The sequence below is a fragment of the Kribbella sp. NPDC056951 genome, assembly GCF_042674205.1.
Lineage (GTDB): Bacteria > Actinomycetota > Actinomycetes > Propionibacteriales > Kribbellaceae > Kribbella > Kribbella yunnanensis.
In genome coordinates this window covers 651,602-675,316 of the sequence record NZ_JBHUQZ010000002.1, presented here as the reverse complement: position 1 = coordinate 675,316, position 23,715 = coordinate 651,602, and the positions used below count along the sequence as shown (strand labels likewise).

Below are 23,715 nucleotides of genomic sequence, written 5' to 3'. Positions count from 1 at the left end.
TCGGGGGCGGCGAGGGGTTACATCGTTGAGGGGACCTTAGTTCGTCACCGATCGTCGCGGAAGGACCTCAGCCCGTGAGCTTTCGGGTTGGTGGGGTGGCCTTGAGCAGCAGGTCGGCGATCAGGGCGTGGCCGGCCGCGTTCGGGTGGTCGCCGTCGGGGGCGAGCAGGTTGGTGATGTCAGGCGCGGTCTCGAACGGGGTGGCCAGGTCGACGTACGTCGCGTGGGCGGCCTGTGCGGCGGTTGCGATCACCTGGTTGGTCGCCTGGGTCAGGGCTTCGGTCGCGTTCTGGCCCTGCTGCGGGTAGAGGTTGCGCGCGACTTGGCCGTCCTTGAAGACGTTCCAGTAGCCCGTCACCAGGATCTCGGGGGTGCGGTGGGTGTCGAGTTCGGTGATGCGGTCGAGGATGTCGCGCAGGTTGGCCGTCAGCCTGGCCAATTCCTCGGTGACGCACTCCGTCGTACAGCGACCGGCGGTGACGTCGTCCTCGTGGCCGGCGAAGTCGTTGGCGCCGATCGTGAGCAGGACGTAGTCGGCGTCGGTGGCGGCCTGGGCCGCCGGTGAGCTGGAGCGGTCGAGCTCCTCGAGGAGGTCCTCGGAGTCGATACCGCCGACACCGAAATTGTGGACGGTGACGCCGGTTCCGTTGCGCTGCGCCAACAGGTCGCCGTACTCGGCGGGGAAGGCGTCGCAGTTGCAGTGGTAGCCCGACGTCACCGAATCACCGAGCGCGAGCACGCTCAGGTTGCCGGCGGGGATTTCGAGAGTTGCGGGTCGCGCGTCCGCCGCGACGGTCAGGGTGACCAGCGCGAACGTGACGGCGAGGAAGAGAAGTCTGCGCGTCACGCCGACCTGTGGTGGGTTGGGGTGAGCTGGCTGACCAGCCAGGGGAAGGACTTGGCGAACGCCGGGCCGGCGAACTGCCAGACATGCGAACCGGGGGAGACCTGGACCGTCGACGGGATCCCGACCTTGGCCGCTTGACGCGACAGTTGGTGGGCCTCGCGCTGGTGGGTCTTCTCGGCGGTGCTGGTCAGGAACATGCCGCTGACGCCGGTGTACTTCCCGTGCGCCTGCATGACCTTCAGCGGCTCATTGGCCTGTTCCGACGCCACCGAGCCACCGTACAACTGGATCAAAGTGTCGTGGTCGTCGCCGCTGTTCGGCTCGAGATCACCGGAGATGTCGACGAAGTGCGTGAAGGTGCCGGGGTGCTCGACGACCAGGTCGATCGCGCACGTCCCACCCATCGAGAACCCGGCGACCGCCCATTGAGCCGGATTCCGGGAAGCGCCGAACGTCTTCTCGACGTACTGCGGGACGTCGCGGTCCAGGTGTGTCGCGGCATTTCCACGCGGGCCGTCGACGCACTCGGTGTCGTTGTCGAACGAGGCCGTCGCATCCACGAACACCAGTATCGGCGCAAAGCCGTGGTGCCGCTGGGCGTACGCGTCGGCGACGTGGACGGCGTTGCCTAGCCGGACCCAGTCGTGGGGCGCGCCGCGCTCGCCGCCGATCACCTCGACCACCGGCAACGCGGGGTGATGCTTGCTGCGGAACCACACCGGCGGCAGGTACACCAGCTCCGCGCGGTGGTCGAACCCGCTGTACGTCGCTGGGATGTTGACCGATACGAGTTTGCCCGCCTTGGGCAGGGTGTGCCCGCCGGAATCCTGGGCGAGGCCGGTCATCGACACCTGGCCGGGCAGCGGCGCGTCGGTCCAGTCGCTCACCGCGGCATCAATCGTGGGGTAGTAACCGACGAACTGATTGACCTGGTTGGCGCACACGACAGTCGCAACACCGATCGCGAGGACCGCTATTCCCCGCCGCCACCACTGCGCACTCCGCCAGCCCGCAATCAGTACGACCAGCGCGGTCAGCCCGACTCCGAACCAGAACCACACCCCAAACGGCAGCGGATCCGTGATCCCGGCCAACTCCGCTCCCGGGTACGACGCCAGCAGCGCGCCGACCGCGGACAGCCCGATCACCAGCGGCAGCACGCGCGTTCGCCAGCGCCGGTCCCGCCACCCGATCGCCGTCACCAGCAATCCTGCCGCCAACACCTCCAGCGCCACCGGAAACCAGCCCCCGAGCAGCGACACCTCAGCCAGCCCCATCTCAGCCTCCCGAATCGAACAGTCCATCCGGGTGACGCCGAGGTTCCGCGATCGGTTGGCACACCCGATGTCTCCCAGATCACATCGGTGGCTGCGGGTCACGAGCTGGGGCGGACGACCGCGGTTTCGTAGGCGTGGACGATGAGCTGGGCGCGGTCCCGGAGGGTGAGTTTGCCGAGGATGCGGCTGATGTGGACCTTCGTCGTGGACTCGGTGAGGTGCAGGTGGGCCGAGATCTCGGCGTTCGAGTGGCCGCGGGCGACCTCGAGGTAGACCTCGCGCTCGCGGGTCGTGAGCGCGGCGAGCGGGTCGGGGCGCGCCGCCGTTCCGGGTTCGGGCAGGTGTGGGGTGAACTGCTCGATCAGGCGGCGGGTGACGGTCGGCGCGACGACACCGTTGCCGGCGGCAACCGTGCGGATGCCGCCGATCAGATCCGCGGGGAGCGCATCCTTGAGCAGGAACCCGGCCGCGCCGGCCCGGAGCGCGGCGTACACGTACTCGTCGAGATCGAAGGTCGTCAGCACCAGCACCCGGGTGCCGTGATCGGCCGCGACGATCTGCCGGGTCGCCGCGATCCCGTCCAGGACCGGCATCCGGACATCCATCAGTACGACGTCGGGCCGCAGCGCCTGAGCCATCGAGACCGCCTCGCGGCCGGTGCCTGCCTCACCGACGATTTCGAGATCCGGCTCCTGCCCGAGAAACGCCCGGAAGCCCAGGCGGAGCAATGACTGGTCGTCGGCCAGCAGAACCTTGATCATCGGTCGCGATCCTGGTCGGAGAGCGGTATCTCGGCCCGTACCCGCCAGCCGGAGCCGAGCGGACCGGCCTCGAGCTTCCCGCCGAGCTGTGCGAGCCGCTCGGTCAACCCAGCCAGCCCGTGCCCAGCCAGCCCGTGCCCCGCCGGCCCGTGCCCAGCCAGCCCGTGCGCAGCGAGGCCGTGCCCTGCCAGCCCGTGTCCTGCCGGTGCGTGCCCGACCGGCCCATGTCCGGTTGGCCGGGGTTGCGGCGGCGCGGGTGCCGATGAGCTCCGGCTGGTGATCTCCAGCGTGAGATCGCTCGGAGAGCGCTCTATGACGATCTCGGCCGTTGCTGGGCGGGCGGCGTGTTTGAGGGTGTTGGTGAGCGCTTCCTGGACAACCCGGTAAGCGACGCTGTCGACGTGCCGGGGGAGTTGCGCAGGTGCACCTGGGCCGGCCAGTACGACGTCCACGCCGGCCGACCGGACCTGGTCGACCAGCGCGGGTACGTCGGCCAGGCCGGGCTGGTCCGCGGCTGATCCGCCGTCGCGCAGCACAGTGACCAGCCGGCGCATCTCGGCCAGCGCCGACCGGCCGGTCGCCGCGGACTGAGCACTCAGCGAGGAAGCGCTCTCCGGGTCGCTCACCGCCGTTGCCGCCGCGCCGTCGGACAGCGCGACCATGACCGCGAGGTTGTGCGCCACGATGTCGTGGACCTCGCGCGCCAGCTGGCCGCGTTTGTCGGCGACGGCGATCCGGGCCCGGTCGTCTAGCTCTTGGCGGTGATGCCGGGAACGCTCCGCAAGAGCGCTCTCCCGCAAGCGCAGCGTCGTACCGAGCAGGCAGACGGCGACGAGGATCGCCGCGATGCCGATCAAGGTGGGCGTGTTGGCCCGAGCCCCGACCGCGGCTGCGGCGAACACGAGCAGGCTGACCGCGATCGCCGGCCACACCGCGCGCCAGGGCGCGTGCCGGGTGACCGTGTAGAGCGCGACCAGTGGGACCGAGATCAGGAAGACCCCGGTCACGTCCGCGGCGACACAGATCCCGACGAGGACGAGAACGGCCGAGAGAGCGCTCACCGGCGTTCTCCGGCGCCAGACGAGCGGTAGGTGCACCACTGCGAACAGCACCCAGCCCCATCCGGCCACACCATCGCCGGAACCGAGGACACCGGCTGCGTCCGGCCCACCGATCGTCGAGGGCAGCGCAGCAACCGCGAGCAGGACGGCCAGGCCCGCGTCCACAAGCCCTGGGCTCCGCCGCATGTCGTTCACCTGACCTTCAGATATCGCGGCGCTGCAGGACAACGGCAGCACCGGCCAGCATCAGGATGACCCACGCGAGGACCACGAGCGCGGACCCGCCCGGCGAGAACATCCCCGGAGAGCGCTCCCCGACCTGGAACATGCCCTGTAACGCGATCGTCGGAACGAACGGCAGCACCCGGTCCTGCGCAGCCGCCGGAACCGCGGCCAGCAGGGACGGCGGTAGGACGAGGAGAGTGACGACGTACGTCGCGATCGATCCCGGCGTACTGCGCAGGAGCGTGCCGAGTGCGAGTCCCAGCAATCCAGCCCCGATCGTCGCCCCGGCCGCACCGAGCAACGCAGCTACGATGCCCGGATCCCCGAGCGAGATCCGGGCGGCGGAGTCGGTGAAAGCCTGGTTCGCCAGGAACGCGCCGAAGTACGCAGCCACCATCACCGGCCCGACCGCGCCGAGCAGCACGCCTGCCTTCGCCAGCAGCACCGGCACCCGCCGAGGGACTGCGGTCAGCGTGGACCGCATCAGCCCCGACTGGTACTCGCCCGTCACCATCACCATGCCGAGAATCCCGACCGCCAGCGCGTACAGGAGGAATCCGCCACCGACCGCCAGGGTCGGGTCGGCCGGGCCATGGCTGTTTGCACCGATGACTGCGGACAGAGCCGCGAACAGCACTGGCACACCGGTCAGCAGGAGGACGTTCGACGGCAGTGAGACCAGCTTGGTCCACTCCGATCGCACGACACCGGCGAACGTGACCTTCATGCGACACCTCCGGCGTACTCGACGGCGTCGCCGGTCAGCCGCAGATAGGCGTCCTCTGCCGAGTCCGCGGACCCGGCGAGTTCGGTCATCTGTACGTCGGCCAGCAGTCGCCCGCGGCCGATCACGATGACGTGGTCGGCGGTGAGCACCATCTCGCTGATCAGGTGGGACGAGACCAGCACGGTCCGGCCTTCGGCGGCGAACGACCGCAGGAGGTCGCGCAGCCAGCGCACGCCCGCCGGGTCGAGCCCGTTGGTCGGCTCGTCGAGGATCAGGGTCTCCGGATCGCCGAGCAGCGCGGCCGCGATGCCGAGCCGCTGGCGCATCCCGAGCGAGAAGTCCGCGGCCCGTCGTCCCGCGGCCTGCCCGAGTCCGACGATGCCGAGTACTTCGTCGACCCGGGCACCTGAGATGCCGTGGGTCTGCGCGAGTGCCAGCAGATGCCGGTACGCCGTTCGTCCGCGCTGGACCGGTGTCGCCTCGAGCAGCGCGCCGACTCGGCGGAGGGGATCCGGCAGCTCGGCGTACCGGCGGCCGTCGATCGTCGCGGTACCGCTGGTCGGCCGGGCCAGGCCGACCACGATCCGCATCGTCGTGGACTTGCCGGCCCCGTTGGGCCCGAGGAACCCGGTCACCACTCCCGGCCGGATCGACAGGCTGAGTTCGTCGACGACCGTGCGGCCGCCGTACCTCTTGGTCAGTGCGTGGGTTTCGATCATGGAGCGACCCTAGGAAGCGTGCGAGGGGGCAGACGTCTGTCGCAGGCACACCATCGGGCGGCTGTTGGTACTCCCAAAGTCGTACGGTTTGAGGCATGCCCGCTGAGCTGCTCGACCACCTTGTCCTGGCGACCGCCGATCTGGCCGACACAGTTGAGCGCTTCGCCGCCGCGACCGGAGTCGAACCGGTCGAGGGCGGCCGGCATGAGCGGTGGGGGACGCGGAACTTCCTGGTCGGGCTCGGCGGGACGACGTACCTGGAACTGCTCGGACCCGACCTGGATGCGAACCGGGAGCCGGTGTTCGACTTCGGCAGTGTCGGTGCCGGGCGGCTGATCACCTGGGCGATTCATCCTGCCGACATCGAGGGCGTGCTGGCGACCGCGCGGGCGGCCGGGACCGATCTCGGGCGGATCGAGCCGCTCTCGCGGGAGACGCCGAGTGGTGAGCTGCTCAGCTGGCGGGTGAGCGTGGCTCCCGACTATCTGTACGACGGTCTGGTCCCGTTCCTGATCGATTGGGGGACGACGCCGCACCCGACCGCGACTTTGCCGACTGTGGAGCTGGTCAGTCTGCAGGCCTCGCACCCGGACGCCGATGGGCTGCGTGCGGCGTTGCGGGTGTTGTCGACGAGTCTGGAGCTGCGCACCGGACCGGCCGCGCTGACCGCGAGTTTCCGCGGCCCGCGCGGCGAGTACGCCGTCAGTTAGTTCGGCCAGCTCGTCGGGGCGCGGCCGAGGCGGATTCGTTGCGGGTGGTCGCCGACGGGGATCGAGAGTTGCTTCTGGCCGGTGGCGAAGCTGATCGCGGTGATCTGGTCGGCGCCGCTCTCGGAGATCACGCAGCTCTGACCGTCGCCGCTGATCGTGGACCAGTACGGCTTCGCGGCCGGTACCAGCGGACCGTGGGTCAGGGCGGCGCGGTCGACGATCGTCGCGTAGTCGTCCATGGTTCCGGCGACACAGAGTTTCGTGCCGGCTGGGTTCATCGCCAGACCGTGGTGACGGGAGTCGTTCACCCAGGTGGTCCGGTCCTCGTTGGTGTTCGGGTTCTTCGGGAGTTCGAGCTGACGCGTGATGGTGTCCGAGGCGACGTCGTACTCGAGGAAGCCGTTGAAGAACGACACCTGGAAGTACAGCTTGGATTCGTTCGGCGTGAACGCGACCGGCCGGACGGCGTCGGACAGATCGCTGCGGCCGAACGCGTTCAGCCGGTCGCGCATGTCGATCACCTTGACCACCTGGTACGTCGTCGCGTCGGCGACCGTGATCTTGCGGTCGCCCTTGGTCCAGTCCCAGCCGGGGCCGTCGAGGGCGGTGTAGACGTCACCGATCGCGGAGTTCCAGATCTTGCCGTCGGAGGTGAACACGTTCTCGTGTGGTTTGTCGCCGGTCGGGAACGAGCCCAGCTCAGCCCCGGTCGCGGCGTCGAGGACATGCACGGTGTTTGAGGTCGACGCGGACACCGCGACCCGCCGCCCGTCCGGCGACAACGCCATGTGGTCGGCCCGGAACCCCGACACCGGGAACCGCCACTTCACCGCGCCGGTCGCGATGTCGATCGACACCACATCGGCGAAACTCGGCCGGGACGCGACAATCGCCGTACCGTCCGGGCTGCTGTAGAGGTCGTCGACAAGCTGGTCGTGGCCTTCACCAGGTCCGTTGCGGATCCCGAGGAAGAAGCCGAGCTTGATCGGGTTGAGGTAGATCTCGGTCAGCCGCTCGGCCTTGTCGGGCACCATGTTGACCCGCCCGATCTTGGCGAAACTCCCAGCTGGCTGCAGGACGTCGGCCGTCCCTTCCCAGTTGTTCCCAACAAACATCACCGGTCGCAACGCCGCAGTATCCGCAACGGCGGAAGTGGTCAAACTCCCGGCCGCCAAACCGGCCAGGGCCAGCGCGATCACTGGCGGCCGGCGCCAGAACGGAGCCCGCGGACGGGCATGACGGGCGGAACCACGGAGGAGGATCCGAAGCATGGTCGACTCCCAGGGGCGGTGGGGACGGTGGGTGAGCAAGAGATTACCGTGAGGTATCTTCACTTTCCAGCGTGAACCGCCCCGAAAGTCGGTACTCAGTTGGACGGGAAGACCAGCTCCTTCGCGTCCGGGGCCGCCGCGCGTCGGCTGAGCTGGCAGGTGACGTCTTCGGCGGTTTGGACCGTGCAGGTGACCAGGTCGGCGGGTGGGCCGGCTGTCGCGGCGAGGAAGGTGTCGGCGGACAGCCAATGGCCGAAGCGCTGCGGTGGAGTGCCGGCCAGGTTCCGGCGGCCGCCGTTGCTGTTGTAGATCCGCAGTGGCGTGGCGCCGGCCTTGAGTGCTACGTAATGACCCTTCGGCGAGACTGCGGCCACGATCTCCTCGACGGCTCCGGAGAAGTTCTGCACCGACCCGCCGGTGCCGGTGCGGTCGGAGAATCCGATGTACGCGGACTCGTGGCCGGGGCCGGCGGCCACGAAGACGAGATGGCCGGAGCCGAACGTGACGATCGACTGCTGATCGCTCGGCGTCGAGACGATGTCCCCGTTCCCCGTGCGGAGGTCGACCTCGTACATGTCTTGCTGGTACTCCAGGTAGATGTAGTCGCCGTCGACTGCGACGAGGTGTCCCAGCGCCGGGCGATCGGCGGTCGGCACGCTGAGCGTGCCGACGTGGTCGAGCTCGAAGACGGTGGCGCCGGTCTGGAGATTCTTGACGATCGTGCGGTAGCCGTCCGGCGTGCGCTGCTCCCAGCCGGCCAGCTCACCTGAGGCGACCAAGCGTGATTCGGGTGCCAGTTCGGCCAGTTCGCGGACCTTCTTTCCGTCGGTCACCCGAAGAGTCTGGGAGCCGACGGCGGTGAACAGGATGCCGGCATCGGACAGGACGAGCCTGCTGATCTTCTGGGCGCCGGTATCGATCGTGGCGTCGCCACTGTGGATGGTGCCGCCGACGGCATACGTGGCCTGCCGTTCGCTGAAGTACGCCGGGGAGTCGGCCGGCGCGGGACTGTTCGTGCGGACGACGGTGAGCCCAGTCGCGACGACACCGACCACGGCGAGCGCCGTACCGAGGATGGAGCCGGCCCGGCGCCGGCGCAGGCGGCGGGTACCGGTGGCCATGATGGTGTCGAGGTCGAGTGGCGGCGGTTCGGTCTCGGTGGCGCGGCTGGTCAGGGTTTCCTTGAGGAGATCTGTCATCGGCCGGCTCCTGCCGTGTCCAGGGGGAGTACGTCGTCGCCCAGGCGGGCACGGAGTTTGGACAGCGCGATCGACACCTGACTCTTCACGGTGCCGACAGCGCAGTCGAGAACCTCGGCGGTCTGCGCCTCAGTGAGGTCCTCGTAGTACCGCAGGACAAGGGCCGCGCGCTGACGCGGTGGGAGCTGGAGAAGTTCGTGCCAGAGCCACAGCCGGGTGCCGCTGTCCTCCGCGGGAGCGACGGTGTCCGGCAGGTCGCCGTGCGGCCGCTCGTGGTACGACTTGCGCCGCCACCAGTCGATCGCGGTGTTCGTGATGACCTTGCGCGTATAGGCCTCGGCGGCGTTCCGGTCCCGCATCCGGCGCCAGGCGACGTACGTCTTGATCAGGGCTTCCTGGACCAGGTCGTCGGCCAGGCCGCGGTCACCGGCGAGCAGGTATGCGTACCGGTAGAGGGCTCCGTGCCGCCCGCGCGCGAACTCGGCGAACTCCTCGCTCATCGGGTTCCTTCCGTGGGCTGTGTTGTCGATCGCCCTGACGGGATCACGATGCCAAAGGGTTGGATCACCCGGAAAACATCGCTGTACGTCGTCGCGGAGTCACCGTGTGTCGCAGACCAGTTGTTGACTGGTCCCGTTCGACAATGTCGAACGGCGGGCGTTGTGGTGGCCGCCGCATGCTCCTAGATTCCAGCCAGCCGTGGTCGTCACGGTGGTCTTGAAAAGGAAGGGAGGCCAGCCGGTATGGCTACGACCGAAGCGGTCAAAGCGAAAACCCTTCTGGGGGAGTGTTCTGCCGAGCTCGCGGGCACGTTCATCCTGATCCTGTTCGGCTGCGGTGTGGTGGCGCAGGTGGTGGCCGGCGGGATCGGTGACCACGACTCGATCGCATGGGCGTGGGGACTCGGTGTGACACTGGGCATCTACGTGGCGGGCCGGATGACCGGCGCGCATCTGAACCCGGCGGTGACGATCGCCCTGGCGGCGTTCCGCGGGTTCAGCTGGAAGAAGGTGCTGCCGTACTCGGTGGCGCAGTTCCTCGGAGCGTTCCTGGCGGCGCTGGTAGTTCGGTGGAACTACACCGAGGCACTCAACAAGGTCGACCCCGGGCTGACGATCAAGACCCAGGGCGTGTTCTCGACGCTGCCGGGCAACGGCAGCCTGGACCTGAACGTGCACCTGTGGGACGGGTTCCGGGACCAGATCATCGGTACGGCGATCCTGATGTTCGTGATCCTGGCGATCACCGACCTGCGCAACACCGCGCCGGCGGCCAACCTGGCGCCGTTCATCGTCGGCCTGCTGGTGGTCGGCATCGGGATGGCGTGGGGCACCAACGCCGGGTACGCGATCAACCCGGCGCGTGACTTCGGTCCGCGGCTGGCGTCGTTCTTCACCGGGTACGGGGGAGCGTTCAAGGATCAGTTCGGGGACGTCTATTTCTGGGTGCCGATCGTGGCACCGATCATCGGCGCCCTGGTCGGCGCGTTCCTCTACGACCTGCTGGTCGGGCGCAACCTGCCGATCGCGGACGAGGACGAAGAGCCCGGTCGCATCCCTGAGGAAAACGCAGCATGACGAATCGTGAGGAGTTCTAATGGCCGACTTCGTCGGTGCCGTCGATCAGGGCACCACGAGCACCCGCTTCATGATCTTCGACCACTCCGGGAACGAGGTGGGCAAGCACCAGCTGGAGCACGAGCAGATCCTGCCGCAGGCCGGCTGGGTCGAGCACAACCCGACCGAGATCTGGGAGCGGACCAGCTCGGTCATCCAGACCGCGCTGAACGCCAACGGCCTGCACGCCAGTGACCTGGCGGCGCTCGGGATCACCAACCAGCGTGAGACGGCCGTGGTCTGGAACCGCAAGACCGGCCGCCCGTACTACAACGCGATCGTCTGGCAGGACACCCGCACCGACCGGATCGCCTCGGCCCTCGAGCGCGAGGGCAAGGGCGACGTGATCCGGCAGAAGGCGGGGCTGCCGCCGGCGACGTACTTCTCGGCCGGCAAGGTGCAGTGGATCCTGGAGAACGTCGACGGTGTGCGCGCCGCGGCCGAGGCCGGGGACGCGATCTTCGGCAACACCGACACCTGGTTGCTGTGGAACCTGACCGGTGGCGTCAACGGCGGCGTGCACATCACCGATGTGACGAATGCCAGCCGGACCATGCTGATGAACCTCGAGACTCTCGACTGGGACGACGAGCTGATCAGCTTCTTCAACATCCCGCGGCAGATGCTGCCGGAGATCCGGCCGTCGTCGGACCCGAACAAGTACGGCGAGACGCTTGCGAACGGCCCGCTCGGTGGCGTGGTTGCGTTGACGGGTGATCTCGGCGACCAGCAGGCCGCGACCGTCGGCCAGGTCTGCTTCAACCCGGGCGAGGCCAAGAACACCTACGGCACCGGCAACTTCATGCTGCTGAACACCGGTACCGAGCTGGTCCGGTCGAAGTCCGGTCTGCTCAGCACGATGTGCTACAAGTTCGGCGACGAGGCGCCGGTCTACGCGCTGGAAGGTTCCATCGCGGTGACCGGGTCGGCAGTGCAGTGGCTGCGCGACCAGCTCGGCATCATCTCCGGTGCGAGTGAGACCGAGACGCTGGCCCGGCAGGTCGAGGACAACGGCGGCGTGTACTTCGTCCCCGCGTTCTCCGGTCTGTTCGCGCCGTACTGGCGCTCGGACGCCCGCGGCGCGATCGTCGGGTTGTCGCGGTTCAACACCAACGCTCACCTGGCGCGCGCAACACTGGAAGCGATCTGCTACCAGAGCAAGGACGTGACGGACGCGATGGCCAAGGACTCCGGCGTGCAGCTGGACGTGCTGAAGGTCGACGGCGGTGTCACGGCCAACGAGCTGTGCATGCAGATGCAGGCCGACATCCTCGGCGTACCGGTGAGCAAGCCGGTCGTCGCGGAGACCACGGCCCTGGGTGCGGCGTACGCGGCCGGCCTGGCGGTCGGGTTCTGGAAGAACAAGGAAGAGCTCGTCCAGAACTGGAACGAGGACAAGCGGTGGGAACCGCAGTGGAACGACGAGCAGCGCAGCAAGGGCTACGCGGGCTGGCAGAAGGCCGTCTCGCGCACCCTCGACTGGGTCGACGTCGACTAAGTAACTAGTACAAGGAAGAGGGAGCAGCACAGTGGCGGTAGTGGCTCTGTCACCGCAAGCAAGGGCCGACGCGATCGACGCGCTGGCCGACGGACGAGAGCTGGACGTCCTGGTGATCGGTGGCGGGGTGGTCGGCACCGGCGCGGCGCTCGATGCCGCGACCCGGGGCCTGACCACCGGATTGCTGGAGGCGCGCGACTTCGCGAGTGGTACCTCCAGCCGTTCCAGCAAGCTGATCCACGGCGGTCTGCGCTACCTGGAGATGCTCGACTTCCGACTGGTGCACGAGGCGTTGCAGGAGCGCGGCCTGCTCCTGCAACGCCTGGCGCCGCACCTGGTCAAGCCGGTGCCGTTCCTCTACCCGCTCCAGCACCGCTGGTGGGAGCGGTTCTACGCCGGCGCCGGCGTCGCCCTGTACGACGGGATGGCGGTCAGCTCCGGTCTCGGCGCCGGCCTGCCGATCCACAAGCACCTGACTCGTCGCGGTGCGATGCGACTGGTCCCCTCGCTGAAGAAGTCGGCGCTGGTCGGTGCACTCATGTACTACGACGCGCAGGTCGACGACGCGCGCCACACGATGGAGCTCGCGCGGACAGCGGCGTCGTACGGCGCTCATGTCGCGAACCGGGTCAAGGTGACCGGGTTCCTGCGTCAGGGCGAGCGAGTCACCGGTGTGCAGGCGAAGGACCTGGAGAGCGGTCGTGAGTTCGAGGTCCGCGCCAAGCAGGTCGTGAACGCGACCGGTGTCTGGACCGACGACACCCAAGCCATGGTGGGGGAGCGCGGTCAGTACCACGTGCGCGCCTCGAAGGGCATCCACCTCGTCGTGCCGAAGGACCGCATCCAGTCCAGTACCGGCATGATCCTGCGCACCGAGAAGTCGGTGCTGTTCATCATCCCGTGGGGCCGGCACTGGCTGATCGGCACCACGGACACCGACTGGAACCTGGACAAGGCGCACCCGGCCGCGACCAGCAAGGACATCGAGTACCTGCTCGACCACGTCAACTCCGTCCTGACCACGCCACTGACCCGCGAGGACGTCGAGGGCGTGTACGCCGGACTGCGGCCGCTGCTGGCCGGTGAGTCGGAGAGTACGTCGAAGCTGTCGCGCGAACACGTGGTCGCGCACGCCGCCCCGGGGCTCGTGGTCGTTGCCGGTGGCAAGTACACGACGTACCGGGTGATGGCCAAGGACGCGATCGACGCAGCCGCCGCCGCTCTCGATGGGCGGGTGCCGAAGTCAGTCACCAAGACGACGCCGTTGGTCGGTGCCGACGGGTACCAGGCGCTGTGGAACCAGCGGCACCTGATCGCGCAGCGGTCCGGTCTGCACGTCGCCCGCATCGAGCACCTGCTCAACCGGTACGGCGCTCTGGTCGACGAGGTGCTCGCGCTCGTCGAAGAGGACCCGTCGCTGGGCGAGCAGTTGCCTGGCACGCAGGACTACCTGCAGGCCGAGATCGTGTACGGCGCAAAGGCCGAAGGCGCGCGGCACCTGGACGACGTACTGGCCCGGCGGACCCGGATCTCGATCGAGGCCTGGGACCGCGGAGTCGGCGCCGCCGAAGCCGCAGCCCGGCTGATGGCTCCGATTCTCGGCTGGGACGAGAAGGCGATCGAGCGCGAGGTGTCGTTCTACGTGCGACGCGTCGAGTCCGAGCGCGCCTCGCAGGACCAGCCCGACGACGAGTCCGCCGACAAGGTCCGCCTGGAGGCGCCGGACATCGTGTCACCGGCGTAACACTGCTACCGGGGGCACTGTTGTTGCTCCCGGCTACAGTATCCCGTATGGGTCTGACTGAGCGGTTGGAGCTGGGCGAAGCGGAGATGTACTGGGTGCTGTCGCAGTGCCCGCCGGACGTCGTCGAGCTGCTGGGCCTCAAGGTCCAGCGCTTCGGCCGGGGTGTGGTGCTGGCGCTGAGCAACGACCCGACGCAGTACTGGTCACAGGCGCACGGGCTCGGGTTCGACCGGCCGATCGGCAGCGCGCTGATCGGCGAGGTCATCGACTTCGCCCGAGGCGCCGGCGGCGACGTGATGAACTTTCACCTCGCGCCCGAGGTACTGCCGGATGACTGGGCGCAGATCTGCGCCGAGCATGGGCTGACGTCGGGTGGGACGTTGATGAAGACCGTTCGGGATGCGAGTCCGGTCAAGCCGGTAGAGACCGACCTGCGGATCGGCCCGATCGGTCCGGACGACGCAGCCACCTGGACCGCGATCCAGATCGAGGGCTTCGAGATGCCCGACGAAGACGGCTCGCAGTCTGCGCTGTTCCACTCGTTCACCCAGGTGCCCGAGGTGACCGCGTACGGCGCCTGGGACGGCGACACGATGGTCGCCGGTGCGGCACTGTGCGTCGTCGGCGACCTCGCGGAACTGGTCAGCGACGCGACACTGCCGTCGTACCGGGGTCGTGGTGCGCAGTCCGCGCTCCAAGCGCGACGGCTGGAGGACGCGTACGCCGCCGGCTGCCGCTGGGCGTCGTCCGAAACGGAGAAGCCCGGCCCGGACGAGCACAACTCCTCCCTGGCGAACATGGAACGCCAGAGCCTGCAGTTGGCCTACGAGCGCCCGATCTACACCTGGCACGCGTGAGCGCGGGCGGGGAGTCGCCTCCCCGCCCGCCTCAGGTCAGCCGACCGTCACGGTGTAGTGCGCGCCGTCGTCGGTGAATTCGTACGTGCCGGCGCCGTTGATGCGCTTGGCGCCGAGGTTGTCGTCGTCGTCCGGGAAATCGCCTTCCATCACCATGAGCACCTTGCCCGGCTCGATCGGGATATCGGCAATATCCTTGTCGTCTCCGTTGGTGAACTGAACCGAATTCATGATAACGGTGCCGTCGACGGTCAGATAAATGTCGTCCGCACCGGTGTTGTCCTCCTGCTGATGACACTTGATCCGGGTGATCTTCAACGCCTGCGTCCCGTCCGCCGAAGCCTGCGCCAGCACCGGCGCCACACCCATCGACGACACCGCGAGCGCAGCGACCGCCAGAACTCTGGTTACCGAAGACATTTCATTTCCTCCCGAGTTGATGTGCATTCCCCGGGACCTTAGGCGCAGCTCTGTATCAAGCGTTTGAATGTCACATCACGATTACCGCTCTTCGATCACCCTGGAAAGGCTTGCGAAATCATTGGTCGGGGCGAATCCAATTGAACGTGCGCTGCACCGCCGCCTGCCAGTTCGCGTACTCGGTGGCGCGCCGGGTGGGGTCCATGTTCGGCAGCCATTGGCCGGCGCGATGCCAGTTGGAACGCAGGCCTTCGAGGTCGGGCCAGTAGCCGACGGCCAGACCGGCGGCATACGCGGCGCCCAGCGACACGGTCTCGGTCACCATCGGGCGGACGACCCGTACGTCGAGCAGGTCGGCCAGGAACTGCATGAGCAGATTGTTCGCGGTCATGCCGCCGTCGACCTTGAGCGCGGTGAGCGCGATCCCGGAGTCGGCGTTCATCGCGTCGACGACCTCGAGGGTCTGGAAGCCGGTGGCTTCGAGGACCGCGCGGGCCAGGTGTCCCTTGGTGATGTAGCCGGTCAGGCCGGCGATGACGCCGCGGGCCTCGCTGCGCCAGTGCGGGGCGAACAGACCGGAGAAGGCCGGGACGATGTAGGCGCCGCCGTTGTCGTCGACGGTCCGGGCCAGCGTCTCGATCTCGGCCGCGGTGTGGATCAGGCCGAGGCCGTCCCGGAACCACTGCACGAGCGAACCCGTGACCGCCATCGAACCTTCGAGCGCGTACGACGCGGGCTCGTCGCCGATCTGGTAGGCGACCGTCGTGAGCATGCCGTGCTTGGACCGGACGATCTCCTGGCCGGTGTGCAGCAACAGGAACGAGCCGGTGCCGTAGGTGCACTTCGCCTCACCTGCACTGAAACACGTCTGCCCGAACAACGCGGCCTGCTGATCGCCGAGCGCGGCGCCGATCCGGACACCGGGCAGCACCTCGGTCGCGGTCGCGAACACTCCGGACGACGGCCTGATCTCCGGCAGCACAGCCCGCGGTACGTCGAAGGCCGCGAGCAGCTCGTCGTCCCATTCGAGGCTGGCGATGTTCATCAGCATGGTCCGGCTCGCGTTCGTCACGTCGGTGACGTGCAGCCCGCCGTTCGCGCCGCCGGTGAAGTTCCAGATCAGCCAGGTCTCCATGGTGCCGAACAGCACCTCGCCGCGCTCGGCGCGCGCCCGCAGCCCAGGAGTGTGATCGAGCATCCACTTCAAACGCGGCGCGGAGAAGTAGGTGTTCAACGGCAGACCGCACAGATCCGCGAACCGGTCCGGGCCCTCGTCACCCGCGAGCTCGGTCACCAGTCGGTCGGTCCGCGTGTCCTGCCAGACCACGGCATTACCGATCGGGCGACCGGTCGCGCGATCCCAGAGCAGGCTGGTCTCGCGCTGGTTGGTGATGCCGATGGCAACGATCTGGCTCGGCATCGCGCCGATCTGCCGAAGAGCAGCCGGTACGACGCGAGTCACGTTCCGCCAGATTTCGGCGGCATCGTGCTCGACCCAGCCCGGTTTGGGGAAGACCTGGCGGTGTTCGCGCTGGGCAACTGACACGAGTCGCCCGCGCCGGTCGAACAGGATGCAGCGGGTCGAGTTCGTGCCCTGGTCGACAGCGGCGACGTACTGCTCAGCCATCCGTCCACCGCCTCGAGTCGCGGCGCATCAGGCGTCGCCCCGTAGATCGCGGGCGATGGCCTCGGCGGTGGCGCGGACCATCGTCACCAGGTCGGTGCGGTGCCGCAGGCGGCTGTCGCAGATGCGCTCGATCCGGCCGGTCAGGCCGACCGCGCCCACGACCAGCCCGCCGAGTCCACGAATCGGCGCGGCGATCCCCGCGGACTCGATCGTGTGCTCCTCGAACTCGCCCGCCCAGCCGCGGCCGCGGACCGTCGCCAGCTCCTCGGCCAGCCGCGCCGGGTCGGTGACAGTTCGGGTGGTGAAGGCCTCGAGGCGCTTCGGCCGGCCGGCGCCACTCGCGTCGTACGCGAGCACGGCCTTGCCCAACGCGGTCGCGTGCGGTGGCAACGTCGTACCAACGTCGAGGTCCTGGTCGCTGTCGTCAGGGCGGAAGACATGGTGGACGACGACGACCTTGCTCTCGACAAGCCGGCCGACGCGAACCACCTCACCGCTGCGGGCAGCCAGTGAATCGGCCCAGTTGATCGCGCGGCTGCGCAACTCGTTCGGATCCAGGTAGCTCTCGCCGAGCCGGCCGAACGCGTCGCTCAGGTGATAGTGCGCGCCGCTGCGGTCCTGCTCGACGAAGCCGACCTGATGCAGCGTCCGGAGGATGCCGTGCACGGTCGTCTTGGCCAGACCGAGCGCATTGCCGACATCGCCGACCCCGAGCCCGTCGGGTGCGGCCGCCAGCAGCCGGAGCACGGCCGCGGCCCGCTCGATCGACTGCACGCTGCCCGGCACCCCCGCAGGCTACCGGTCAAAGCACCGTCTGGCTGCTACTCGGTCGCGATGGCTTGCAGGACGTTGAGCCGTGCTGCACGGCGTGACGGCCAGACCGCAGCGAGTACGCCGATCACCCCGGACACGAGAACTGCGCCGACCAGCTGAAGCACCGGGATGTCGAGCTCGCTGAGCCCGTCGTCGACGAGCACGCCCTGAATCGCGGCCGCGGTCAGCACGCCGACCGCGAGACCGAGCAGCGCGCCGAGCAGCGTGACCGCGATCGACTCGACCCGCAGCATCCGGCGCAACTGTGGCCGGTCCATCCCGATCGCCCGCAGCAGCCCGATCTCCCGGGTGCGTTCGACGACGCCGAGGGCGAGCGTGTTCACGATGCCGAGGATCGCGATCAGGATCGCCAGCGCCAGCAGCATCCCGATCACTGTGGTCACGGCATCGACCGGACCGCGTGCCTGAGCGGCGTACGCCTGCTGATCGCGGACCTGGATCGACGGATAATCCTTCAGGCCTTCCAGGATCGCCGTACTGGCCTGGGCGGTACTGGTGCCGTCGGCAACATCGACGTACAGCAGCGAGTCGGCCGGGGCACCGCCAACCTTCTCGTACGTCGCCAGTGAGATCACGACCGCGTTGAGCTGACGGTTCGGGGCGAGGATTCCGGCCACGGTCAGGCTGTGTTTGCCGGACGTGGTGACCAGGCTGATGCTCTGGCCGACGGAGACGTGAAGGGACCTGGCCATCGTCCGCGGTACGACGGCTTGGCCGCTCGCGAGGCCGTCGAACGAACCGGAATCGAGAGCGACCGTGATCGGGCCGTCCAGGGTCCCGTCGCCGACCCCGGTCACCTTGACCGGCAGATCGCCCACCTTGCCGTCCTGCTGCCGGACCTGATGGACACCCGCGATCCCGCCGACCGCGCGGATCCGGTCGGCGACCTGCGGGCTGAAGGTGTCCGGATCGGACGAACTCACGACCAGGTCGGAGGTACCGATCGCGGCCGCGACATTCGCGTCGATGGACGCCTTGGCCGACGAGCCGATCACCACCAGCCCGCTGATCAGCGCGACCGAGATCATCAGCGCCGAGGCCGTGGCCGACGTACGGCGTGGGTTGCGTTCGGCGTTGCGGCGGCCGAGTGTCACCGGGGCCTTGCGGCCGAACGGCGCCATCAGCCCGCGCACGACGTACCGGCTGACCAGGGGACTGGTCAGCACGATGCCGAGCAGTGCCATCGCCGACGCGAGCCCGATCAGGACCGCGCCCGGCATGCCGCTGGCGTAGTCGCCGATCAGATAGAGCACCAGCGCCATCAGCAGGAGGAACGCGCCACCCAGCAACCGGAGCAGCAATGAGCGCTCGGGGATCATCGCGCCATCGCGCAGCGCGGCCATCGGAGGTAGTCGGCCGGCGCGGCGGGCGGCCGGGTAGGCGGCGGCCACGGTGAGCAGGGCACCGAGCACGTAGCAGGCGATGATCGTCGCCGGGCTGATCTGCAGACCAGCGCTCGGGATCGCCGCACCGAGCCCCTCATAGGCGAAGGTGATCCCGGCAGCGACTCCGATACCGAGCAGCAGACCGAGGGTCGAACCGATCAGCCCGATCACGAGCGCTTCGGCCAGGACCGAGCCCGTGACCTGGCCGCGGGAGGCACCAATCGCGCGCAGCATCGCGAGCTCGCGGGACCGCTGCGCGACCTGCATCGCGAACGTGTTCACGATCAGGAACGCGCCGACGAACAACGCGAGCCCGGCGAACATCAGCAAGATCGAACTGAACCCGCCGAACGTCGTGTCGAGCGCAGTCTCACCGTCGGCCTCGACCTGCGCCGCGGTCCGCACCTTGAACGTGTCACCGACGGTCTTCGCGATCGCCGCGCGGACCTGTTCGGTGTCGGCGCCCGGCTTCAGCGCGACGGCTATCGACGTCCAGCCGGGCTTGCCGAGCAGGACGAGCTGCGCGGTCGCGGGGTCGAACGTGACCAGCGGTGCACCCGCGGCTGGACCGGCCTGGGCGGGGGTGGTGATCGCGGTGAGGGTGGCTGTCACGGGCCGGGTTGCGGTGACGATGCGCACCTGATCGCCGATGCCGTAACCAGCCTTCGACGCGGTCGACTCGTCCAGCCCGAGCTCCGCCGTACCCCACGGTTGTTTGCCGTCGATCAGCCGGAACGGCGAGGTCCGTACGGCGTGCGGCCAGCCCGCGCCGTACGTCGGGAGACCGTAGGTGTCGATCGGGGTGCCGTCGGGTTTGCGGATCTGCACGTCGCTGACCAGCAGTTGCGCGTCAGCGTCGGCCACTCCGGGAACCGCGGCGACCTGGCCGACGACCGCGGCCGCGAGAGTCGCCGGTGGGCCGGTGCGGGCCTCGACCGGATCCACCGGCGTGATGGTGATATCCGCCGTGCTGCCGGCGTACTGCTTCTTCAGCGCGGTGGAGAGGGTGTCGGTGAAGACCATCGCGCCACCGACGAACGCGATGCCGAGCACGACCGCGACCGTGCAAAGCACGAACCGCAGCCGGTGCGCCAGAACCGAGCGCAGACCGATCTTCAGCATCAGCCGGCCACGGCCGGGTCGAGACTCTTCATCATGTCGAGGACGGTCTCGGCAGTCGGGTCGAGCAACTCCGAACGCAACTGGCCATCGGCCAGGAACAGCACCCGGTCCGCGTACGACGCCGCGGTCGGATCGTGGGTGACCATGACCACGGTCTGCCCGAACTCACGCACCGACCGGTGCAGGAAGCCGAGCACATCGGCCGACGACTGCGAGTCGAGGTTGCCGGTCGGCTCGTCGGCGAAAACCACCTCGGGCCGCGACGCCAGCGCACGCGCACAGGCGACCCGCTGCTGCTGACCGCCGGACAGCTCTGAGGGTTTGTGCTTGAGGCGGTCGGACAGCCCGATCGTGTCGATCACCGTCCGCAGCCAATCCCGATCCGGCGTGCGGCCGGCCAGGTCCAGCGGCAGCGTGATGTTCTCGTACGCCGTCAGGGTCGGCACCAGGTTGAAGGCCTGGAACACGAACCCGATCCGGTCCCGGCGCAGATGCGTCAGCTGCTTCTCGGGCAGCCGGCTGAGCTCGACATCACCGACCCACACCTGCCCGGCCGTCGGCTGGTCCAGACCGGCCAGACAATGCAGCAGGGTCGACTTGCCCGACCCCGACGGACCCATGATCGCGGTGAACCGGCCCTTGCCGAAGTCGGCGGTGAGCTCCACCAATGCATCGACCTGCGTCTGGCCCACGCCGTACCGCTTGGTCACGCCGATCGCCCGGACAGCAGGTGTCAGTTCCACGCTCATGCGACGAACGCTATCTACCAGAGGTTCCTTCTCAGCCGTCGACGCCGACCAGGTCGACACCGGCGGACTCGACCACGACCTCCTCGACACTTCGTTGCGGCAGAGGTGGCGGGGTGCCGCCCCAGGCCGGGCAGAGGGACTTGTAGTCGCACCAGTCGCAGAGCGGGCCCGGGCTCGGACGCCAGTCGCCGGACTCCAGCGCGCGGCTGATCGCCGTCCAGAGCGCACCGACCTTCCGCTCACAGGCGCGCAGATCGGCCTCGTCCGGGATGTAGCGGACGATCTCACCGTTGCCCAGGTAGACCAGCTGCAACATCGCCGGTACGACGCCGCGCAGCCGCCACAGCACCAGCGCGTAGAACTTCATCTGGAACAAGGCCTTGGCCTCGAAGAACTCCGACGGCGACCGCCCGGTCTTGTAGTCGACCACCCGGATCTCACCGGTCGGCGCGACATCGAGACGGTCGACATAGCCCCGCAGTACCAGGCCGGACTCGAGCTCGGTCTCGACGTACAGCTCGCGCTCGGCCGGTTCTAAAGCGTTCGGGTCCTCGAGGGTGAAGTACTTGCCGAGGAGTTTGTGCGCCTCGGCCAGCCAGCTCGCCAGCTCCTCACCGCTCGCGTCCTCGGCGAACAGGCTGGCCACCTCGGGTTCGTCGGCCAGCACCTGCTGCCACTGCGGCTCGAGCATCTCGGCAGCCTGCTCCAGCGTCCGCTGACCGCGCGGGAGATCGAACAAGCGCTCCAGCACCCCGTGCACGACCGTGCCCCGGACGGCCGCGGACGAGGGTTTCTCGGGCAGCCGGTCGACGACCCGGAACCGGTACTTCAGCGGGCAGCTCATGAAATCGGCCGCCCGTGACGGCGACAGCGCTCCCCGCGGATGCCCGCTGACTGGTACCTCGGCCGCAACACTCATACCGAAACCCTAGGCGAGGCCATCGACACTTTCGGTCAGAAGGGCTTAAAGGCTCCCAGGGAATTCCCAGGAGACTTTCGGCCAACTATCGGTCTGGCTTGCCAAGCTCTTCATATGAAGCCACCACGTGAGCACGATCTCGGCCTGGAATACGACCTCGGCACGTTGCGCCGGCGGAAGGTCTTGAGCCTGTTCGCCGGTGCCGGTCTGGTCGCCCTCGCGGGCTGTTCGCCCGACTCGACACCGTCAACGGCGACCACACCATCAGCCACAGGATCGACCTCGACCGCTCCATCCACCTCGACCGCCGGTGTCGACGAGATTCCGGCCGAGACCGCCGGCCCCTATCCGGGTGACGGCTCCAACGGGCCGAACGTGCTCACCGAGTCCGGCATCGTCCGCAGCGACATCACCAAGTCGTTCGGCTCCGCCTCCGGCACGGCGACCGGCGTACCGCTGACTGTCGAGCTGACCATCCTGGACGCGGACAAGGACACCCCGCTGTCCGGAGCGGCGGTTTATGTCTGGCACTGCGACGCGCAGGGCCGCTACTCGCTCTACTCCGAGGGCGCGACCAACGAGAACTACCTGCGCGGTGTCCAGGCCACCGACGCCGACGGCAAGGTGAAGTTCACGACCATCTTCCCGGCCGCGTACACAGGCCGCTGGCCGCACATCCACTTCGAGGTCTACGCCAGCCTGTCCGACGCGACCGCCGCCGGGAAGATCAGTGCGACCTCGCAACTCGCGTTCCCCGAGAACGTCTGCAACGCCGTGTACGGCACCGACGGCTACGACGGGAGTGCGGAGAACATGCGCCGTACGTCGCTTGCCGACGACAACGTGTTCGGCGACGACGACGGCGTACATCAGCTCGCGGCGGTGTCCGGAGACGCGGTGAACGGGTACACGGCGAAACTCGATGTGGGCGTTTGAGCCGGGTGAATAGCAGGTTGTTACCGCTCGACCAGTAGCGTTGGGGTGATGTCCGAACAGCGTGATCCTCAGAACCCCGCCCAGTCGGTCGGCCCACCGCCGCCCGGTACCTGGGTTCTCGGTCGTGTCCGCGGGATCCGGCTGACCATGCGGTTCACCTGGCTGCCGGTGGCGATGCTGCTGGCGTTCGGGTTCTCCGCGGTGATCGGGCAGCAGTTCCCGCAGATCGGCGCCTGGCGCTATGTCGCGTCGTTCGCCTTCGTGGTCGCGTTCACGCTGTCGATCCTGGTGCACGAACTCGCGCACGCGCTGATGGCCCTGAAGTTCGGCATCGGCGTGTCGGAGATCAACCTCGGATTCTTCGCCGCCGGGACCCATATCGAGGGCGAGCGGAAGACGCCGTTCGAGGAGTTCGCGGTCTCGGTGGTCGGCCCGATCGCCTCACTGGCGGTCGGCGGACTGGCCTATTTCGGATCGCGAGCCGTCGACGACGGTGTCGCCTACATCGCGCTATGGCAGCTGGCCGTCGCGAACCTGATCGTCGGTGTCACCAACCTGCTCCCCGGACTGCCGCTGGACGGTGGCTGGGTGGCGCGGGCGCTCGTCTGGAAGATCACCGGCAACATGCACACCGGCACCATCGTGGCCGCCTGGGGCGGCCGGATCCTGGCGATCCTGGTGCTGGCCGCACCGGTCATCCTCGAGCGGGCCTTCGGCCGGCAACCGACGCTGATCGACTTCCTGATCGCCCTCGCGGTCGGCTTCTTCCTGTACATGGGCTCGACTGCCCAGCTGATGCAGGCCCGGCTGCGCCAGAAGCTGCCCACCTTGCAGGTGCGCACGATGGCCCGCCGCGCGATCGCGGTGCACTCCGGTACGCCGATCTCCGAAGCAGTCCGGATGGCCGGCGAAGCGCACGCCGGGGCGGTCGTGGTGATCGACGGCGACGGCAAGCCGCATGCGCTGGTCTCCGAGAGCGCGGTCGCCGCGGTTGCGGCGAACCAGCGGCCGTGGACCACGGTGAGCGAGGTTTCCACCCGCATCGGCGCGGGCCACATCATCGGGGTCAACGACACCGGCGAGGAGATCCTGAAGACGATCCGCGAGCACCCCGCCTCGGAGTACCTGGTCCTCGACGCGGCCGGCAGCGTGTACGGCGTACTGGCGACGGCCGATATCGAGCAGGCCTTCCGCGGTCGCTGACCACCTCC

Annotated in this window: 22 protein-coding genes; 7 read left to right on the top strand and 15 right to left on the bottom strand. The window is 68.4% G+C overall.

Translation table 11 applies throughout. From position 1 onward, the window contains the following. Nucleotides 1-67 precede the first annotated feature (67 nt). From ACFTSF_RS10760 to ACFTSF_RS10735, 6 genes are all read right to left on the bottom strand, one after another. Nucleotides 68-847, bottom strand: a complete 780-nt coding sequence (locus ACFTSF_RS10760; RefSeq protein WP_380153615.1) for an SGNH/GDSL hydrolase family protein — start codon at nt 845-847, stop codon at nt 68-70. Then, entirely contained in the window at nt 844-2,124 is a 1,281-nt protein-coding gene (locus ACFTSF_RS10755) for an alpha/beta hydrolase-fold protein (RefSeq protein WP_380153614.1), read from the bottom strand. The genes ACFTSF_RS10760 and ACFTSF_RS10755 overlap by 4 nt, the downstream gene beginning before the upstream one ends. 98 nt (nt 2,125-2,222) lie before the next feature. After that, nucleotides 2,223-2,885, bottom strand: coding sequence for a response regulator (locus tag ACFTSF_RS10750; protein ID WP_380153613.1), 663 nt, complete (start codon nt 2,883-2,885; stop codon nt 2,223-2,225). Continuing rightward, on the bottom strand, nt 2,882-4,132 hold the full coding sequence (locus ACFTSF_RS10745; RefSeq protein ID WP_380153612.1) for a sensor histidine kinase: 1,251 nt from the start codon (nt 4,130-4,132) through the stop codon (nt 2,882-2,884). The genes ACFTSF_RS10750 and ACFTSF_RS10745 overlap by 4 nt, the downstream gene beginning before the upstream one ends. A 16-nt stretch (nt 4,133-4,148) precedes the next feature. Further along, on the bottom strand, nt 4,149-4,898 hold the full coding sequence (locus ACFTSF_RS10740) for a hypothetical protein (RefSeq protein ID WP_380153611.1): 750 nt from the start codon (nt 4,896-4,898) through the stop codon (nt 4,149-4,151). After that, on the bottom strand, nt 4,895-5,617 hold the full coding sequence (locus tag ACFTSF_RS10735) for an ABC transporter ATP-binding protein (protein WP_380153610.1): 723 nt from the start codon (nt 5,615-5,617) through the stop codon (nt 4,895-4,897). The genes ACFTSF_RS10740 and ACFTSF_RS10735 overlap by 4 nt, the downstream gene beginning before the upstream one ends. Nucleotides 5,618-5,712: 95 nt before the next feature. Here ACFTSF_RS10735 and ACFTSF_RS10730 point away from each other — a divergent pair, with 95 nt between their 5' ends. Next, nucleotides 5,713-6,327: a VOC family protein gene (locus ACFTSF_RS10730; RefSeq protein WP_380153609.1), complete on the top strand. Its 615-nt coding sequence runs from the start codon at nt 5,713-5,715 to the stop codon at nt 6,325-6,327. On the opposite strand, the gene ACFTSF_RS10725 is transcribed toward ACFTSF_RS10730, so the two are convergent. The 3 genes from ACFTSF_RS10725 to ACFTSF_RS10715 form a co-directional block, all read right to left on the bottom strand. Then, on the bottom strand, nt 6,324-7,598 hold the full coding sequence (locus ACFTSF_RS10725) for a YncE family protein (protein WP_380153608.1): 1,275 nt from the start codon (nt 7,596-7,598) through the stop codon (nt 6,324-6,326). The genes ACFTSF_RS10730 and ACFTSF_RS10725 overlap by 4 nt on opposite strands. 95 nt (nt 7,599-7,693) lie before the next feature. Beyond that, on the bottom strand, nt 7,694-8,797 hold the full coding sequence (locus ACFTSF_RS10720; RefSeq protein WP_380153607.1) for a hypothetical protein: 1,104 nt from the start codon (nt 8,795-8,797) through the stop codon (nt 7,694-7,696). Further along, a complete protein-coding gene (locus ACFTSF_RS10715; protein WP_344164193.1) occupies nt 8,794-9,297 on the bottom strand; it encodes a SigE family RNA polymerase sigma factor in 504 nt (167 codons plus the stop codon). The genes ACFTSF_RS10720 and ACFTSF_RS10715 overlap by 4 nt, the downstream gene beginning before the upstream one ends. Nucleotides 9,298-9,540: 243 nt before the next feature. On the opposite strand from ACFTSF_RS10715, the gene ACFTSF_RS10710 reads away from it, so the two are divergent. Genes ACFTSF_RS10710 through ACFTSF_RS10695 form a run of 4 tightly spaced genes read left to right on the top strand, consistent with a single transcriptional unit; the run spans nt 9,541 to nt 14,512 of the window. Next, on the top strand, nt 9,541-10,374 hold the full coding sequence (locus ACFTSF_RS10710; protein WP_380153606.1) for an MIP/aquaporin family protein: 834 nt from the start codon (nt 9,541-9,543) through the stop codon (nt 10,372-10,374). A gap of 19 nt (nt 10,375-10,393) precedes the next feature. After that, the gene (gene glpK / locus ACFTSF_RS10705) at nt 10,394-11,911 is read left to right on the top strand and encodes a glycerol kinase GlpK (RefSeq protein WP_380153605.1); all 1,518 of its coding nucleotides are present in this window, start codon (nt 10,394-10,396) and stop codon (nt 11,909-11,911) included. A 31-nt stretch (nt 11,912-11,942) separates the two neighbouring features. Continuing rightward, a complete protein-coding gene (locus tag ACFTSF_RS10700; RefSeq protein WP_344164184.1) occupies nt 11,943-13,655 on the top strand; it encodes a glycerol-3-phosphate dehydrogenase/oxidase in 1,713 nt (570 codons plus the stop codon). A gap of 47 nt (nt 13,656-13,702) precedes the next feature. After that, entirely contained in the window at nt 13,703-14,512 is an 810-nt protein-coding gene (locus ACFTSF_RS10695) for a GNAT family N-acetyltransferase (protein ID WP_380153604.1), read from the top strand. Between the two features lie 36 nt (nt 14,513-14,548). On the opposite strand, the gene ACFTSF_RS10690 is transcribed toward ACFTSF_RS10695, so the two are convergent. The 6 genes from ACFTSF_RS10690 to ACFTSF_RS10665 form a co-directional block, all read right to left on the bottom strand. Continuing rightward, nucleotides 14,549-14,959 (bottom strand): hypothetical protein, encoded by a 411-nt coding sequence (locus tag ACFTSF_RS10690; protein ID WP_380153603.1) that lies wholly within the window; start codon nt 14,957-14,959, stop codon nt 14,549-14,551. Nucleotides 14,960-15,050: 91 nt separating this feature from the next. Next, on the bottom strand, nt 15,051-16,559 hold the full coding sequence (gene glpK / locus ACFTSF_RS10685) for a glycerol kinase GlpK (RefSeq protein WP_380153602.1): 1,509 nt from the start codon (nt 16,557-16,559) through the stop codon (nt 15,051-15,053). Nucleotides 16,560-16,586: 27 nt separating this feature from the next. After that, a complete protein-coding gene (locus ACFTSF_RS10680) occupies nt 16,587-17,345 on the bottom strand; it encodes an IclR family transcriptional regulator (RefSeq protein ID WP_344164172.1) in 759 nt (252 codons plus the stop codon). A gap of 35 nt (nt 17,346-17,380) precedes the next feature. Further along, entirely contained in the window at nt 17,381-19,900 is a 2,520-nt protein-coding gene (locus ACFTSF_RS10675; protein ID WP_380153601.1) for an ABC transporter permease, read from the bottom strand. Beyond that, nucleotides 19,900-20,649, bottom strand: coding sequence for an ABC transporter ATP-binding protein (locus ACFTSF_RS10670; protein WP_380153600.1), 750 nt, complete (start codon nt 20,647-20,649; stop codon nt 19,900-19,902). Before ACFTSF_RS10670 ends, ACFTSF_RS10675 begins: the two co-directional genes overlap by 1 nt. A gap of 31 nt (nt 20,650-20,680) precedes the next feature. Beyond that, complete coding sequence (locus ACFTSF_RS10665; RefSeq protein ID WP_380153599.1) at nt 20,681-21,568, bottom strand: RecB family exonuclease; 888 nt, start codon at nt 21,566-21,568, stop codon at nt 20,681-20,683. Nucleotides 21,569-21,682: 114 nt separating this feature from the next. Between ACFTSF_RS10665 and ACFTSF_RS10660 the strand changes: the two genes are divergently transcribed. Together ACFTSF_RS10660 and ACFTSF_RS10655 are read left to right on the top strand one after the other, a co-directional pair. Next, nucleotides 21,683-22,504 (top strand): intradiol ring-cleavage dioxygenase, encoded by an 822-nt coding sequence (locus tag ACFTSF_RS10660; RefSeq protein ID WP_380153598.1) that lies wholly within the window; start codon nt 21,683-21,685, stop codon nt 22,502-22,504. Between the two features lie 48 nt (nt 22,505-22,552). Then, nucleotides 22,553-23,707: a site-2 protease family protein gene (locus tag ACFTSF_RS10655; RefSeq protein WP_380153597.1), complete on the top strand. Its 1,155-nt coding sequence runs from the start codon at nt 22,553-22,555 to the stop codon at nt 23,705-23,707. The last annotated feature ends 8 nt before the right edge of the window (nt 23,708-23,715 follow it).